Raw genomic sequence first — 15849 nt, forward strand, 5'->3', positions numbered from 1 at the left:
GCTGCTGGACGCGGCGCCGTCGTCCTCGCTGTTGTCGTCGCTGTTGTTCTGGAAGCAGGGCAGCAGACATAGAGAAGGCCGGTCCCACCCGAGGGTGGAACCGGCCTTCTCTATGTGTCACTCAGGCGGGATCAGTGATCCGCCCGTGTGGTTCAGCTGTTTCCGGTGAGCTTCTCGCGCAGCGCAGCCAGTGCCTCGTCGGATGCCAGCGTGCCGGCATCCTCGGAGGAGCTGTTCTGCGAGGAGGAGTAGTTCGACGGAGCGGGCTCCGACTTGCTGGAGCTGGAAGAGCTCGAGCTCGAGGAGCTGGAGCTGGAAGAACCGACAGTGGCCTGTGCGGCAGCTTCGGCGTCGGCCTCGACTGCTGCAACGACCTGCTTCTTGTGCGCTTCCCAACGCTCCTGGGCCTTGGCGTACTGGGCCTCCCAGACGGAACGCTGCTCGTCGTAGCCGTCCATCCACTCGTTGGTCTCCGGATCGAAGCCCTCGGGGTACTTGTAGTTGCCGGCGTCGTCGTACTCGGCATCCATGCCGTAGACGGCCGGATCGAACTCGGCACCTTCGGGATCGACACCCTCGTTGGCCTGCTTCAGCGAGAGGCTGATGCGGCGGCGCTCGAGATCGATGTCGATGACCTTGACGAAGAGCTCGTCACCCACGGAGACGACCTGCTCGGCCAGATCAACGTGGCGCACTGCCAGCTCGGAGATGTGCACGAGGCCCTCGATGCCGTCTTCGACGCGGACGAACGCACCGAAGGGAACCAGCTTGGTGACCTTGCCGGGGACGACCTGGCCCAGCGCGTGAGTGCGGGCGAAGGTCTGCCACGGATCTTCCTGGGTGGCCTTGAGCGACAGGGAGACGCGTTCGCGATCCATGTCCACCTCGAGGACCTCCACGGTGACTTCCTGGCCGACCTCGACAACCTCGTTCGGGTGATCGATGTGCTTCCAGGAGAGCTCCGAGACGTGAACCAGACCGTCGACGCCGCCGAGATCCACGAACGCACCGAAGTTGACGATCGAGGAGACGGTGCCGGTGCGGACCTGGCCGCGCTCGAGCTTGTTGAGGAAGGAGGAGCGGACCTCGGACTGGGTCTGCTCGAGCCATGCACGGCGGGACAGGACCACGTTGTTGCGGTTCTTGTCCAGCTCGATGATCTTAGCCTCGATCTCCTGGCCGATGTACGGCGCGAGATCGCGGACACGGCGCATCTCGACCAGCGATGCGGGCAGGAAGCCGCGCAGGCCGATGTCGAGGATGAGGCCGCCCTTGACGACCTCGATGACGGTGCCGGAGACGACGCCGTCCTCTTCCTTGATGCGCTCGATGTCGCCCCAGGCGCGCTCGTACTGTGCGCGCTTCTTGGAGAGGATCAGGCGGCCTTCTTTGTCCTCTTTGGTGAGGACCAGAGCCTCCACCAGATCGCCGACGGCGACGACCTCGTCCGGGTTCACATCATGCTTGATGGACAGCTCGCGGGACGGGATGACGCCTTCGGTCTTGTACCCGATGTCGAGGAGGACCTCGTCGCGGTCGACCTTGACGATGGTGCCCTCAACGAGGTCGCCGTCATTGAAGTACTTCATAGTCGCGTCTACAGCGGCGAGGAACTCTTCTGCGGTGCCAATGTCATTGATGGCGACCTGTGGGGCAGTGGTGGTGGGGGTCATGTAGTAGGGGCTCCGATATGGATTGTGGCTGGCGTGGTCAGTGCACGGGCGTGCCGTGCAAGATGGCACTCCGGCGCACAAAGCGATCAACAGATGAACAGGAGAGCTCGTCAGGTCCCGATTCCGGCGGCGACGCCGAAGAGCGGACTTTCGAGCATGATCTGCATCAGATGTCAGGTCGACTCTGTGCGCAGAACGCGCCGTGTCAGTTTATACCGGCAATCCAATCCGAATCAACCGCTGTCCCGAGCGCGATGACTTGCTCAGAAATGTGTCGCACAGAAGGGAAGGGTGGCCAGGTCCATGATCCGGGAGATCCGGTCCACGTCTTCGGCGGTGGTGCCTCCGAGCCTTCCGGCTGCGTGGAGGGTGCGGACCGAGACGTCACCCAGGTAGAGCGAGCCGAGGGTCTCGACGCTGAGCTGGAGCGTCGGGAGGTCTGAGGTCACCGGCGCTTCACCGTCACCTGCCCGAGTGAGCGTGGCGGCGCCGTCGTCGACGCTCACCGTGAAGCTGCCGCCGGTGATGCCTTGTCCGTCCTCGAGCTCGAGGCGGAACGCGCCGTCGGCGGTCCAGGCGCGGGCTTCGAGGGCTTTGACCACGTCAAGGATCCGGACCCAGAGCACGTCGCTGAGCTTCCGGACCTGGTAGCTGCGCGGGTTCACCAGCGCGGACTGCAGCGGATCGCTCAGTGCGGCGGTGCTCATCGTGGCGCGGCGGACGATGTCGAGTCCGGCGATGTAGTCCCAGAGCGCGAGGTGGCTCTGGTCGTCGGCGGCGATCAGGTCATAGATCCGGATGGTGCTGGGGTCGGTGTCCCAGCCCTCGTGCTTGAAGGTCACGTAGCCGCCGATGCTGCCGTCCTCGCGGACGTGGACGGCGGCGCGGAGCTTGCGATTCCAGGCGCTGTTGTCCTCGAGGTTCCAGCGCGCGGAGCTGACCAGCTGGTAGGTCTGCTGGCGGCCGATGGAGCCACGGGTGCGGTCGTGGAACGCCTCGAAGCTGGTGTCGATGACCTCGTCGAGCTTGACCGGGTCTGCGGAGATGACGCGGCCGGCGGGCGCGCTGCGCAGCGCGAAGCTCTGCCCGCTGCCCTCGCCGAGGTTCACCTGGATGCTGGCCTCGCGGGTGGCGCAGCCGAAGCCGAACCGGCCGTAGATGCCGCCCTCGGAGACGGTCAGCGCGGCCACGGCCATGCCGTCCTCGACCGCGCGGGAGAGCGCGGAGGTCATCAGGTGCTTGAGGATGCCGCGGCGGCGGAAGCTCGGATTGACGGTGACCATGGTGATCAGCCGTGCAGGCAGCGGGCCGGCCGGTCCCCCGGCGTTGAGCGTCTTGTCATAGTCGACGAACGTGCCGACCGGGTGGGACGGGTCGAAGCCGACCTCTTTGAGTGCGTTGCCCCAGGGCTCATCCGCGGCGGTGTCCTGGTCCACGTAGACGCCGGTCAGGAGCTGCTCGTCCTCGACCAGGATCCGCCCGATGCGGTTGATCTGCTCGTCGGTGAACCAGGGCTCGTAGAAGCCCTGCTCGGCGGTCTGAGCGAACGCGGCGGTCTGCGCGTCGGCGGTCTTGCCGTCCGAGTTCAGGGCCGCGCGGAAGGACTCGCTGCGGAGTCCTGGTGCGAGCGGAGCGATCTCGGGCTGCTGGGGTACGTGTTGGTCTGGCACGGTTAACCACATTATCGGTCCGCTGGTGCCGGGGCCAGGCGGTGGGGAACTCGGTTGTGCACAGAACCCGGTGGAACCCGGTGCGGGTCCAGGGTCTCCCTGCCGCAGCTGGCCGCCACCCGCGATCACCCGGTGATCTGGGTCGCTCCGCCGTTCCGGCCTAGATGCTCCCAACCCAGTCCCCCGAAGCACGGCCCCGACGTCGCCTCAGAGAACTTGATGTCGTTATGGCCGCTGTTCCACTCAAGCACTTGGACGGAACCGTCGCGAGCAACAGTCAGATCCCAACCGATCGCCGGGACCATCGGGATTCGCCGATGCAGCCGTTTTACTGCCTCGAGGCAGGCTGCATAGTTCGGCACCTCGTTGCCTGCGAACACGAAGCCGGAATCGGGATGCCGGTCGATCTCGAGCCAGTCCACCGAGTATCCGATCGAGCTGAACACGCCTGTAGCGGTATCGAGAAGAAGGCGAATATTCGACTCTGAAAATACGTGGTCATCCGTGTCTCGTCCGAATCGCATGTAGGCATCCCTGACAGTGACCTGCCCGTCAGGCTCGAGGACACTTGTCATCCGCAGCGTCCCGACCGAGCGGGACGCGACCTGAGCAAAGGCCTCATGCTGGTCGATGAAGGGCTGAATCACACCGTCGGGAAGGCCCGCAGCAATCTGCGTGAACCTGTCTCGATCAAGAATCTGCACGCCTCGGCCGCGATCACTCGCGTCAGCCTTGAAAGCCACTTTTTCAACCCCGGCAAAGACGAGGTCCGTGAACTCCTCCAACGACGAGACCGGTTCGAGTGACGCGTTGAGCAGCCGGCCCTTGACCACGTATCCGCGGTCGGGAATCTCTTTTTCCTGCCCAAAGACGCGCGCCGTCATCGACCGCATTTCAGAAAGGTCGCCATACCGACCTTCGATCGCAGGAAGAACCACCTGCATGTAGTAGTTGTCGGGGATCCACCCCTCTCGGAACTCACCGGCCATCGCGCTGTAGATGTAGAGCCACGGGGCATACCTTTTGGAACCCAGCACATCGGCGGCGTACTCATCGGCCTGTGCCCTGAGATGCCCTGGAAGCGGGCCCTTCGCGGCTTCGATCGACTTGAGCACCTTCGCAGCGCTCCGGCTGTTCAAACGGGAACGAACTCTCATCAGCAGGTCATTCTGAGTTCGCTCAATCGTGTCCAGGTTCACGGCAGCTCCTCTGAGTTCAGGTGATGCCAACCTATGTTCATTTGAGCCGAAATAACAGGGGGTCGCTGTATCGAATAGGGATTCATCAGGAGATATCCACCGGATCGGCCCAGTCCCACCCATGACCGGACACCACCACACCAGGCCTCTGCCAAGCGGTTTGTCAGGTCTTGGGGAGGATCGACGGTTCCGTCGAGTCGGGCACGGCCGGGCGGGAGTTTCTGATGCGGGGCCGCGCCGTGAGTCCGAGACCGCGCTGCTCGCCTTGGGCCGTGATGTGCAGCAGCGACTGCCCCTCGCCGTTCGCGAGCTTTCCCAGGCGCCGCAGTCCGGCCCACATGGTGGCCTGGTTGGCGGTGATGATGGGCTTTCCCAGTTCAACCTCCAGCTGTGCGATGAGGTCGTACGTAGGAAGATTTGTGCAGCTGACCACGACGGCCTCGGCGTCGGGCGTATCAGCCCGACGGATCAGCTCCGCAGTCTGCGCGTAGGGGACCTCCCAGATGCGCCTGTCGAGCCCGAGCTCAGCGCGACCGGTCACGGTGACGCCGTACTCAGCGAGGAATGTCTCCATCAGGAGCGACAAAGCCGGCACATAGGGCGTCGCCGTCGAGACACGCGTGATCCCGAGGGCGCCGAGAGCTTCCACGAGGGCGCCGGAGGTCGTCACTGCGTCACGTGAGCCGGCATCCGTCATAGCGCGAACGAGATCTTCCTGTCCCGCCCGACCACGCACGAAGCTCCCGGACGCGCAGGCGTAGACGACCACATCCGCGCGACCGGCTGTGACGCTGCGGACACCCTCGGTGACGACTGTCGTCTGCGCCACCTCCCGAGCGAACTCCACGGTGACAACGTCATCCAAGAACGGCGTCCGGGTCACCGACAAGTCGACGCCGGCGGGAAGCCAGCGCCACAGCTCTGCATCGAGCTCCATGTCGAACGGCATGACGACGCCAAGCGCCCCGCGGGGAGGCGGGCCCTGAGCTTCCGGTGTCATGTTTCTCCTATGCGCAATGACAACTCACCCGAACTGGGTCTGACGGGGACGTTGGTCTGTCCCGGGCTTGGTGGCGTCCTCAGCTGTGTGTCGGTTTCAGCTGCGCCCGCCAGGCCCGGGCGGCAGTGCGCGAAGCATCCCATCCATTGCGATCATGGCCCCGCCCATCACTGCCGGCAATCCGCCGCCCGGATGGACCGAGGCACCTACCCGCCACAGCCATGGCCGCCTCAGGCTATGGTGAGCTGGACGGTGCAGGGGCCCGCTCATCAACAAAGGACGGATCGGTCCATACAGAGCACCTCCGGACGCGCCTGTGAGACTGAAATAGTTCGGATCCAGGATGGTGCTCTCCTCGATACACGTGTCGAAACTTCCTGGCAGCCCAGCCGTGGTCCACACGCGGCGAAGTTCTCGGTCGACAAAGGCACTGTTGAGGCCATAGCGCTGTCCATTTGAGGGCGCTGTCAGCAGCACTGCGAGTGTGTCGGCGGTATTGGGGCCTGAGTCCGTGGCTGGGTAGTGATTGAGAAACGCCATGGTCTGAGTCGGCTCGCGCTGGGCCTCCAGACTCGCGTAGAGCGCGGTGGGATCCTCGGGCAGAACCACGCTGTGCCGCGACATATCCGCCGGAAGGGGACGCTTGAGCGAGGCGTACACGGCGACCGCTGAGCAGGAGAGCTTCCGCGGTGGTCGAGGTGTGCGCCCACGCAGCAGTCCCTCGAGGCGGTCGGCGTCCATGCCGCTGACCACGGCGTCCGCCCGATATACGTTCTGGGCAGTCCTGACGCGTCCCCGCTCCAGGTCAAGGACGGCCTCATCGGTGCGAACATCGACCCCGGCAGCTCGCGCCAGCCGCTCGAGGGCCCGCACCAGTTCGTGGACGCCGCCCTGCGGCACCCACACCCCGTCTTGGGCCATCACCGCAGGCATGCTGGCATACAACGCCGGGGTGCGGGATGGGCCCACCCCCGCGTTGAGTGTGTGGATGGCGATCACTTCGCGCAGCCCGTCGGGCAGCCAGGTGAGGCTGTCGAGATAGCTGCGGGTAGTGAGCCGGTGCCCGTAGAGTCGCCCCAGAAGAGCCAGCGAGGGGCGTGCATCGCGTGCCAGCACCGCCGTGGTCAGAAGCCGGGTCACATCCGGCCCGATGGGTCCGTGCAGCGCAGCGAAACGCTCCCACGCCGGGTGCCACGGGTGTCCCGGCGGAACCGGCAGTGAACAGACCTGCCCGCGGAAGTAATACCGGCCTACTTCCGGAAGCCGCTCCAGATTCAGCCTTGCTGTCTCTTCGGCCGCTGAGGAAGGATCCTGACTGGAGTCATCCAGTCGGCGCAGCAGTTCCTGCCAGACGGCCGGGAATGTGAACAGCGAAGGGCCGGTGTCGATGGTTTGACCACCAACTTCGATACGGCGACTCTTGCCGCCCAGTGCCGAGCCAGCTTCCAGAAGCGTGACAGCGTGTCCTGCCCAGGCTGAGAGCACTGCGGCCGTCAGGCCCGCCACTCCGCCACCGACCACCACGACACGACTCATGGGTACCACCCCAGCAGCAGCGCCGCAGCCAGTTGAATGCCGGCCACAGCTCCGGCGACATAGGGAAAGGCGATGGAGTGGCGGTACAAACCATGGGCGGTGGTGCTGAGGGGGGAGCGGAACAGCATGTAGAGCAGCCAACCGCTGATCAGCGCGTTGACAAGCGCGACCGGAACATTGACCATTGCAAAGCCGATCGTAGCTGCCGTCCACCAGACTCCACTCCAGAGCACCACCCCGCGAACACCGAGGCGCACTGCCGTGGTGGTGATCCCGGCCGCCTCGTCTTCCTCGATGTCTTGGACTGCGTCGAAAGTGTGCTTGGCCGCGCTCCATGCCATGAGCGCCACAGCAGCGGCCCAGACCGGACCGGATCCTAGTGCGAGCGGAACAAAGACCATCGGCAGGGCATAGGCGGCGTTGCTGAGCGAATCCAGATACGGGCGGGCCTTGAACCGCAGCGGTGGTGCCGAATAGAAGACGAACACCAACAGGTAGAGCCCTATCCACAGCAGTGCATCACCGGGAAGCGCCCACACGAAGTAAGTCAGGAACGGAAGATTGGTCACAAGAACTGCGACCCATATCGGGAAGACCTCACCAGAGCGAATCCGGGCGCCTTCAAAAGACCCCTTACGCGGATTGAGCGCGTCGGTTTCTTGATCGAAGATGTCATTGACGCCGTAGATGAGCAGGTTGAATGGCAGCGTCAGCCACAAGATCAACGCCAATGCATCCCAATGCCACAAGTGACCGGCCAGCCACATTCCCAGGACGGCGGGACCAATGGTATTGATCCACAGCACCGGCCGTGAGATGTGGACCATTCGTTGGAAGACGGATTCAGTTCCAGAACGAGATTTGACGGTGGAGCCCCTTCTGCCGAGTAGAACAGTGGTGCCTGAACGAACTACATGCCTGTTTTCGCCGGTGGCCCGGCTCTGGGGTGGCCAGTCGCTGACGGCGGAGGGGCCCATGGTCAAGATGCTACGTCAGGTACCGACTGCGCCCTGGAGTGTTAACTCTGAACAGTGACCATCCTGATCAGCGCATGCCGTGTTTCGGGTCGGCGTCGGCTCGCGCGAAGCTCAGCGTCTCCCCTCGGGCACCGCCCATCCAGACGTCCTGGCACGCGGCGGCGAGCTCGTCGAGTCCTTCCTCGATCGTGGCGAAGACATTCGCCGGAACCCACCCGACGTCGCCGTTGACCAGCAGGTTGTTGCGTCCGTAGAAGACGGCGAGATCGATCAACAGCCGGTTCTCAGCGGTCCCCGCGGAGGCGTCGTATCCGTAGGCGGGATTGTTGAGCACGCCCTCGAAGGTGAAATAGCACAGGTCCCCCGGGATCGGCGTGATCGTCTGGTTCTCGGGGCCCGGCTCTTCGGCGGCGAAGGCGGGGACGAGGGCGTAGATCTCGTTGCGCGCGAACTTGCCGTGGAACACCTGTCCGGACTGGGGCAGGGCCTGCCATACGGCCTCGGCGGTGCGCGGGGCCTCAACGTCGAGCAGGCGCGCCCTGGCGGTGACGCCGCGCTTCTCCAAGGTGATGGTGAGGTATCGGGTCATCAGCAGTCTCCGTTCGATGGACTGCAGGCGCCACGGAACGGCGACCTATGGTTGTCTACAATCTACCTGTAGGTTTTTCGGGGAGACCAGTCACGCACCACGAGAGGGCCTCCACCACCATGCATACCCTCGCGATCCTCTACCCCGGATACAGCGCGGAGGACGAGTTCCCGGCTCTCGAACAACTCATCCCGGACACCTCGTTCCGGGTGATCCACACCTGGGAGGGCCGCACCGACCACGATGTCGACGCGCTGCTGGCTCTCGGATCTCGGAACAACCTGGTGCCGTCCGCCGAGAAGGCCCGCGAGCTCTCCCCCGACGCCGTGATGTGGGCGTGCACCTCGGGCAGTTTCGTCTATGGCCGGGATGGCTGCCGGGAGCAGGCCGGATGGATCGAGGAAGCCGCTGGCGTCCCGTCCTCCTCCACCTCCCTGGCCTTCGCCGAGGCGGTGCACCACCTGGGGCTGAGCAGGGTCGCGGTGGCCGCGACCTATCCCGAGGAAGTCGCCTCGCACTTTATGCGATTCCTGGGGCAGGAGGGAATCGCGGTGAGCGCGCTGTCCACCTACGACGTTCCCAGCGGCGAGGACGCGGGATTGTTGGAAGCCGAGTGGGTGCTCGAGGCCGCCCGCGCCGCCGACCTGACCGGCGCGCAGTGCCTGCTGATCCCGGACACTGCACTGCACACGATCGCCGTGCTGCCCCGGCTCGAGGAGGCCCTGGGCGTGCCCGTGCTCACGGCCAACCAGGTCACCGCCTGGCAGGGGCTCCGCCTGGCCGGCCACCCGGCTCGCGTCCAGGGGCTCGGGGCCCTGTTCAGCCGCTGAGCAGGTCGCCGGCCCCTGTGCGGATCCACACCGGTGGCGCAACGACTCCTGCCGACCCGGCGTCGCCAACGTGGTGACTCAGCACACCTAGTGTGCGGCCTCGTGCCAGGAGGAGCCCACGCCCACGTGCACATCCAGCGGGACGTCGAGCTCGGTGGCGGCACCCATGTGGGTGGTGACCAGCTTCTCCAGGGCCTCGCGCTCCCCCGAGGCCACCTCGAAGATGAGCTCATCGTGGACCTGCAGCAGCAGCCGGGACTCGAGGCCCTCGGAGCGCAGCGCGGAGTCCACGCCGATCATCGCCTGCTTGATGATGTCCGCCGCGGAGCCCTGGATCGGGGCATTCAGCGCGGCCCGTTCGGCCATCTGGCGCAGCTGCCGGTTCTCGCTGCTCAGGTCCGGAAGGTAGCGGCGCCGCCCGAAGAGCGTGGAGGTGAACCCGTCCTGCTTCGCCTGGGTGACCACTTCGCGCAGGTAGTCGCGGACCCCGCCGAAGCGTTCGAAGTATTCGTTCATCAGGTTCCGGGCCTCATCAACTCCGATGCCCAGCTGCTTGGACAGCCCGAAGCTCGAAAGCCCGTAGGCCAGCCCGTAGCTCATCGCCTTGACCTTGGAGCGCTGCTCCGGGGTGATCTCCGAGGCCTCGACCCCGAAGACTTTGGAGCCGACGAAGTTGTGCAGGTCCTCCCCTGCGCGGAACGCCTCGATCAGTGCCTGGTCCCCGGAGAGGTGCGCCATGATGCGCATCTCGATCTGCGAGTAGTCCGCAGTCAGCAGGGTCTCGTAGCCGGAGCCGACCACGAAGGCGTCGCGGATCTTCCGACCGGCGGCGGTGCGGACCGGAATGTTCTGCAGGTTCGGGTGCAGCGAAGAGAGCCGTCCGGTGGCGGCCACGGTCTGCGCATAGGTGGTGTGGATCCGCCCATCCCCGGTGACGGCCTCCATCAGCCCGGTGACGGTCTGGCGCAGCTTGGTGGAGTCCCGGTGGTTCATCAGGTGCACCAGGAAGTCGTTCTGGGTCTTGATCAGCAGCGCCTGCAGCGTCTCCACATCGGTGGAGTAGCCGGTCTTGTTCTTCTTCACCCCGGCGGTGGGCAGCTCGAGCTCCTCGAACAGCACGGTCTGCAGCTGCTTGGGCGAGCCGAGCTTCACCTCGTGCCCGACCACGGCGTAGGCCTCCTGCGCGGAGGCCTCGATGGCGGCGGCGAACTCGGCGTCCAGCGCGTCCAGCTTCTCCGGGCTCACCGCGATGCCGGTGAGCTCCATCTGCAGCAGGATCTCGGCCAGCGGGATCTCCATCTCACGAAGCAGCTTCTCGCCGTTGCGCTCGACCAGCTGCTCCCCCAGCGCCTGGGAGAGCTGGTGCAGCAGCATCCCGTGCAGCGCGGCGGTGTCCAGGTCCTCCGCCGTCACCCCGGGCAGCAGGTCCTGAGAGGAGAACAGGTCCGGGCCCTGCGGTCCGGACGCCTCGGCGTCGTCCTCGCTGTGGCCGCCGAGGTAGGAGGCCGGGTCGGTGGAGGCTCCCAGGTACTGGGTGACCAGCTCGGTGAAGGCGAAGTTCCGCCGGTCCGGCTGGATCAGGTAGCCGGAGATCAGGGTGTCCTCCACGGCGCCGCGCAGGCGCAGTCCGCGCCAGGCCAGCCGCTTGCCGGCGTCCTTGATGTCGTGGACCAGCTTCGGCGCTTCCGAGTCCTGCAGCCACTCGGCGAAGACTGCGTCGGCGGCCGCGTCGAGCGAGGTCAGCGAGAGCGCCAACGCGGGGATGCCGGTCGGCTCGGCGGCAGGCTCCCCGGCGTCGTCGTCGGTCTCTGCAGTCTCGGCAGCATCAGCAGCTCCAGCCACGTCCCCGGAAGCCGAGGGCACCAGCACGACGGCGAGTGCCTCAGCCACACGGGCGGCTTCGTCGCGCTTGGGCTTGGTGGTCAGCGATTCACCTGCGCGGTCCAGGCAGACCGCGATCGCCATCGGCGCTCCGGCGTGGGCCCTGAGGAACGCGGAGATCTCCTCGGCCTGTTCGGTCACCGTGACCGCGGGGAGCGCGTCGGTGGGGGTGGGCGCGACCACGGTCTCCGGGAAACGGGCGGCGAAGGTCTCGAAGAGCCGTTCGCGGATCTGGTTGAACTGCAGCGCGTCGAAGAGCGGCTCCAGCACCTCGCGGTCAGGGACCTTCAGCTCTGAGTCCTCCAGCGCCACGGGCAGCTCGAGGTCGCGGAGCAGCAGGTTCAGCTCCAGGTTGCGCTCCACATCGGCGAGTGCCTCCCGCAGGTTCTCCCCGGCCTTGCCGCCGATCAGGTGGGCGTTCTCGATGATCCCGCGGGTAGAGCCGTATTCGGTGATCCACTTCGCCGCCGTCTTGGGCCCGACCTTCGGCACGCCGGGCAGGTTGTCCGCGGACTCCCCCACCAGTGCGGCGAGGTCCGGGTACTTCAGCGGCGGGACCAGGTACTTCTCCTCCACCCCGGCGGGGTCGAGCATCGCGACCTTGGAGAGCCCCGAGGTGGGGTACATCAGGGTGGTGCGCTCAGTGACGAGCTGCAGGGTGTCGCGGTCGCCGGAGACGATGAGGGTCTCCCAGCCGGCGGTGTCGGCCTTCGTGGCGTAGGTGGCGACGATGTCATCGGCCTCGTAGCCCTCCAGGGTCACCGTGGCGACGTTCATCCCCTCGGCGACCTGCTTGATCAGGTCGATCTGGCCGCGGAACTCCTCGGGGGTCTTCGCGCGGCCGCCCTTGTATTCGGCGTAGGAGGTGTGCCGGAAGGTGGGCGTGTCCAGGTCGAAGGCGAGGATCACGTGGGTGGGCAGCTCCTCACGGATCAGCTTGAGCAGCATGTTCGTGAAGCCGTGCACCGCATTGGTGTATTGGCCGGAATCCGTCAGGAAGCTCTCGGTGGGCAGGGCGTAGAAGGCCCTGAACGCCATGGAGTGACCGTCGATGACCAGGAGTTTATTGGGACTAGTTGACACGAGCCCCAGCCTATCGCGACCCCCGCGCTCACCCCAGACCTCTCACGGGCCCCACGCCGCTCCGGTTCGTGGGGCGGATGTCCGTCGCTCCCCGCCGGCATCTAAACTGGAGCCCATGACTTCTCAGCCTGACGCTCTCGACCGCCTTTCCAGCAGCGCCGTCCCCGGTGCGCCCACCCCGTTCCCCGACGAGCAGGAGCGCGCCGCCCGGATGGAGGCCGCCGGGATCCCTGAGGAGTATCAGCAGTGGACCGGCCCGCACGGGGTCACTCCGCTGGGCGTGAAGATGGGGCTGCGCTACGTGGAGATGCACCCGGACAAGATGGTGGCCACCCTCCCGGTGGCGGGCAACGAGCAGAACATGGGCCTCTTCCACGGTGGCGCGCATATGGTGCTCGCCGAGACGCTCGGCTCGATCGCCGCGATCCTGCACGCGCGGGTCAACCTGGGTGTGGACAATGCCGTGGTGGGCACCGAGCTCGGCGCCACCCACCATCGCTCGGTCACCGAGGGCATGGTCACGGCCACCTGTACCCCGATCAACCTGGGCCGGCAGCTGACCAGCCACGAGATCGTGATGACCGACGACGCCGGCCGCCGCCTCTCGACCGCCCGGATGACGAACATGATCCTGCCCAACCGGAGCTGAACGGGAAATCATGCGCCCATAGCGGGTTGTAGTCATACGCAGCAGATTCGACTCGATCAGCGCGGAAAACCCTCAATTCAATTTGTGACACCGGCGATTTCAGAAAACACCCCTGACATGGACTAAAGTCACTATCAGGTACTTTCTGAACGAAAAGCTTGAGGGGTTCTGGAATGATCGACGAAAAGAAGCGACAGAGCGCGCTCGACGCCATGAAGATCCTCGACACGCCGCGCGACGAGCGTGTGGACCGGATCACGCGGATGGCTCAAGAGCTCTTCGACGTACCCATGGTGAGCGTGAATCTCCTCGACAATGATCGCCAGTGGAGCAAGTCCTCGGTCGGGCTCGGCAGCCGAGAAACCCCCCGCAAGTACGCATTCTGCGAATCAACCATCCAGCAGACCGGCACCCTGGTCATTGAAGACCTGAAGCAGGATGAGGCGTTCGCGGCGAGTCCCTATGTCGAAGGCGCCCCACACCTGCGCTTCTATGCCGGTCACCCGTTGCAGGCCCCGGGCGGCGAACAGGTGGGAGCGCTGTGCCTCATCGACACCAAGCCTCGTGAGCTCGATGAGCAGGAACGCGACCTTCTCGAAGATCTCGCGCGCTGGGTCCAGACCGAACTGGCGCAGCAGCAGGAGCTGGACCATGCCGTCGTGGTCCAGCGCGCACAGACTCCCCGCAATCTCCCCCAGCCCGCGGGATTCACCGTCACCGCCGGCTCCGCCCCGGCCGGGTGCGTCTCTGGGGACTTCCATGATGTGGTTCTCCGGGGGGATCAGCTGCGGGTCACCCTGGCCGACGTCATGGGCAAGGGCATCGGCGCAGGGATCATCGCCTCCGCCGTCCGCGCCTCGATGCGCACCGCTCCGGAGCGTTCCCTGCAGGCCACGGTCGCTGAGATCGATTCTCTCCTGGAGCGGGACATCGGTGATCTGCACATGTTCGTCACCATGTTCTGCGCCGACATCGACACCCGCACCGGCCAGATCAGCTACGTCGACGGCGGACACAGCCTGAGCTTCATCCATCGCGCCGACGGCAGCTGGGAGCACCTGGAATCCACCGGGCTGCCGCTGGCGATGGGCATGGGCGAGCCCCACGGACTGAACACCGTGCAGCTGCACCCCGGAGATGCCCTGCTCTCCTGCAGCGATGGACTCCTGGACCTTCTGGACCTCGAGGACCCCTACGGGCAGGTGGAGCAGGTCCTGCGCGAGCAGGGTCTCGAAGGTGCTGTCAAGGAGGCGCTGCGCCGTGCCGAGCAGGCAAAGGCCCCCGATGATGTCACGGTGGTCGTGGTCCGCAGAGACTCCTGACGTGTCGTCGGCAGGGGCCGGAGCACTACTGCACCCCTGTCGCCGCACCTCCGATCGGCGGGACTGTAGATTGTGGGCATATCTGCCTCTAGACGAGATCGGCCACCCGCACCGGAGCGCAGCCCAGCAGGTCCAACCCGAAAGAGAACCTTGATGTCTCCTCTCCGTCGGCACGACAACCACACCGCCCTGTCGGCAGCAGACCGTTGGCCCCGCGGCGCCGCACTGGCGGTGGCGACCGCACTGATGCTTGCGATCTCTGCATGTTCACCTGGGCAGGACGACGATCCGGGTGCCGGGGAAGGCAGCCCCACCGCGGTGGTCGAATCCGAGGCGGGCACACCGGAAGCGGATGAACCAGCTGAGCCAGCGGAGACCGACGCCACCAGCGGTGAGGAGGGTGAGGTTGAAGCTTCACCCACACCGGCCCCCGACGGAACCGACGGACCTGAAGACGCCGAAGACCAGAGCAACGAGGCCGCCACCGAGACCGCACCCCCCGCCGCGTTCGAGATCCCGGCCATCGATGCCAGCTCCGAGCTGCTGCACCTGGGCCTGAGGGACAACGGCACCCTGGAGGTCCCACCCGGTGACCCAGGTTCCCCAGCCAGCTGGTACACCGGATCCCCCGCCCCAGGCGACCAAGGCCCTTCAGTATTGCTGGGCCATGTCGATGACTCTCTCGGCGAGCCAGGGGTCTTCGCTGACCTGCCAGAACTCGTCGAAGGCGACGAGATCACCGTGGGACAAGAAGACGGCGGCACCGCGACCTTCGTGGTCACCAAGGCCGAGCAATACGGCAAGAACACCTTCCCCACCCTCGAGGTCTACGGCAACACCGAAGACCCCGAACTCCGACTGATCACCTGCGACGGGTACGACCAGGCCACCGGAGAGTACGAGGACAACTACGTGGTCTACGCCACCCTCGCCAGTTAGAGACCGAATGGCCGGTCCGACACAGCGGACCCCAGCACTTCCCGCGCGGAGAATAATCAGTCTTTCGATATCGATAAAGGTTTAGCTAGTTGAGGCGGATCGGTGAGCTGAGAAACTTTTTTTGGATTTTCACCATCCGATCCTGATGTCGCTCCGAACTCCGCGTACATGGCCTGGTCGACACCACGATCAGAGGCCGTGCGACCAAATCACTGTGACGAGGAGTCCCTCAAATGTTTAAATCCAAACTGTTCGCCGTCCCCACCCTCGCGCTCGGCGCAATCCTTCTGGGCGCAGGCCCAGCCATGGCCCACTCCGAGCACGGCGGAGCAACCGATGGCGCCGCCACATCGACCTCCAGCGAGTCCTGGTCATTCCAGGCCAACCTGGACCCGCTGAACAACAGCGGCACCGTCGGTGACGTGCTCATCGAGGGCCAGGGCAACCAGGCCACGGTCTACATGACCGTCGACGGCGCAGCCGAGACCTTCATGGACGGAC

The 15849-nt window shown here is 65.5% G+C and carries 12 protein-coding genes and 1 pseudogene; 5 read left to right on the forward strand and 8 right to left on the reverse strand.

The window, feature by feature from the left end:
* Positions 1-152: 152 nt before the first annotated feature.
* From rpsA to LTI14_RS08800, 7 genes are all read right to left on the reverse strand, one after another.
* Complete coding sequence (rpsA, locus tag LTI14_RS08770) at positions 153-1673, reverse strand: 30S ribosomal protein S1 (protein ID WP_241464465.1); 1521 nt, start codon at positions 1671-1673, stop codon at positions 153-155.
* Positions 1674-1936: 263 nt separating this feature from the next.
* The gene (locus tag LTI14_RS08775) at positions 1937-3343 is read right to left on the reverse strand and encodes a GNAT family N-acetyltransferase (protein WP_241476283.1); all 1407 of its coding nucleotides are present in this window, start codon (positions 3341-3343) and stop codon (positions 1937-1939) included.
* A 125-nt stretch (positions 3344-3468) separates the two neighbouring features.
* Entirely contained in the window at positions 3469-4542 is a 1074-nt protein-coding gene (locus LTI14_RS08780; protein WP_241469863.1) for a sugar-transfer associated ATP-grasp domain-containing protein, read from the reverse strand.
* A 163-nt stretch (positions 4543-4705) separates the two neighbouring features.
* On the reverse strand, positions 4706-5542 hold the full coding sequence (locus LTI14_RS08785; RefSeq protein ID WP_241464462.1) for a maleate cis-trans isomerase family protein: 837 nt from the start codon (positions 5540-5542) through the stop codon (positions 4706-4708).
* Positions 5543-5638: 96 nt separating this feature from the next.
* Positions 5639-7078 (reverse strand): phytoene desaturase family protein, encoded by a 1440-nt coding sequence (locus tag LTI14_RS08790; RefSeq protein ID WP_241476284.1) that lies wholly within the window; start codon positions 7076-7078, stop codon positions 5639-5641.
* Entirely contained in the window at positions 7075-8055 is a 981-nt protein-coding gene (locus LTI14_RS08795; RefSeq protein ID WP_342357742.1) for a UbiA family prenyltransferase, read from the reverse strand. The genes LTI14_RS08790 and LTI14_RS08795 overlap by 4 nt, the downstream gene beginning before the upstream one ends.
* Positions 8056-8122: 67 nt before the next feature.
* Complete coding sequence (locus LTI14_RS08800) at positions 8123-8644, reverse strand: DUF3830 family protein (RefSeq protein ID WP_241464460.1); 522 nt, start codon at positions 8642-8644, stop codon at positions 8123-8125.
* Positions 8645-8763: 119 nt separating this feature from the next.
* Here LTI14_RS08800 and LTI14_RS08805 point away from each other — a divergent pair, with 119 nt between their 5' ends.
* Complete coding sequence (locus tag LTI14_RS08805) at positions 8764-9474, forward strand: maleate cis-trans isomerase family protein (protein ID WP_241476285.1); 711 nt, start codon at positions 8764-8766, stop codon at positions 9472-9474.
* Between the two features lie 87 nt (positions 9475-9561).
* Here LTI14_RS08805 and polA read toward each other — a convergent pair whose 3' ends face one another.
* Entirely contained in the window at positions 9562-12438 is a 2877-nt protein-coding gene (gene polA / locus LTI14_RS08810; protein ID WP_342357744.1) for a DNA polymerase I, read from the reverse strand.
* Between the two features lie 115 nt (positions 12439-12553).
* Here polA and LTI14_RS08815 point away from each other — a divergent pair, with 115 nt between their 5' ends.
* From LTI14_RS08815 to LTI14_RS08830, 4 genes and pseudogenes are all read left to right on the forward strand, one after another.
* Positions 12554-13087, forward strand: a complete 534-nt coding sequence (locus LTI14_RS08815) for a hotdog fold thioesterase (RefSeq protein ID WP_342357745.1) — start codon at positions 12554-12556, stop codon at positions 13085-13087.
* A gap of 173 nt (positions 13088-13260) precedes the next feature.
* The gene (locus tag LTI14_RS08820; protein WP_241476286.1) at positions 13261-14409 is read left to right on the forward strand and encodes a GAF domain-containing SpoIIE family protein phosphatase; all 1149 of its coding nucleotides are present in this window, start codon (positions 13261-13263) and stop codon (positions 14407-14409) included.
* A 153-nt stretch (positions 14410-14562) separates the two neighbouring features.
* Positions 14563-15348: a sortase domain-containing protein gene (locus LTI14_RS08825; RefSeq protein ID WP_241476287.1), complete on the forward strand. Its 786-nt coding sequence runs from the start codon at positions 14563-14565 to the stop codon at positions 15346-15348.
* Between the two features lie 233 nt (positions 15349-15581).
* Positions 15582-15849, forward strand: a pseudogene (locus LTI14_RS08830) (hypothetical protein); the annotation flags it as partial.

Origin of the sequence: Nesterenkonia sp. YGD6, from assembly GCF_022565895.1 — a bacterium.
Taxonomy (GTDB): Bacteria; Actinomycetota; Actinomycetes; order Actinomycetales; family Micrococcaceae; genus Nesterenkonia.

What these genes read in the sequence shown, in the direction of transcription:
- rpsA (WP_241464465.1), bottom strand. Translation starts at nt 1,673, where the DNA reads ATGACCCCCACCACCACTGCCCCACAGGTCGCCATCAATGACATTGGC.
- LTI14_RS08785 (WP_241464462.1), bottom strand. Translation starts at nt 5,542, where the DNA reads ATGACACCGGAAGCTCAGGGCCCGCCTCCCCGCGGGGCGCTTGGCGTC.
- LTI14_RS08790 (WP_241476284.1), bottom strand. Translation starts at nt 7,078, where the DNA reads ATGAGTCGTGTCGTGGTGGTCGGTGGCGGAGTGGCGGGCCTGACGGCC.
- LTI14_RS08795 (WP_342357742.1), bottom strand. Translation starts at nt 8,055, where the DNA reads ATGGGCCCCTCCGCCGTCAGCGACTGGCCACCCCAGAGCCGGGCCACC.
- LTI14_RS08800 (WP_241464460.1), bottom strand. Translation starts at nt 8,644, where the DNA reads ATGACCCGATACCTCACCATCACCTTGGAGAAGCGCGGCGTCACCGCC.
- LTI14_RS08805 (WP_241476285.1), top strand. Translation starts at nt 8,764, where the DNA reads ATGCATACCCTCGCGATCCTCTACCCCGGATACAGCGCGGAGGACGAG.
- LTI14_RS08815 (WP_342357745.1), top strand. Translation starts at nt 12,554, where the DNA reads ATGACTTCTCAGCCTGACGCTCTCGACCGCCTTTCCAGCAGCGCCGTC.
- LTI14_RS08820 (WP_241476286.1), top strand. Translation starts at nt 13,261, where the DNA reads ATGATCGACGAAAAGAAGCGACAGAGCGCGCTCGACGCCATGAAGATC.
- LTI14_RS08825 (WP_241476287.1), top strand. Translation starts at nt 14,563, where the DNA reads ATGTCTCCTCTCCGTCGGCACGACAACCACACCGCCCTGTCGGCAGCA.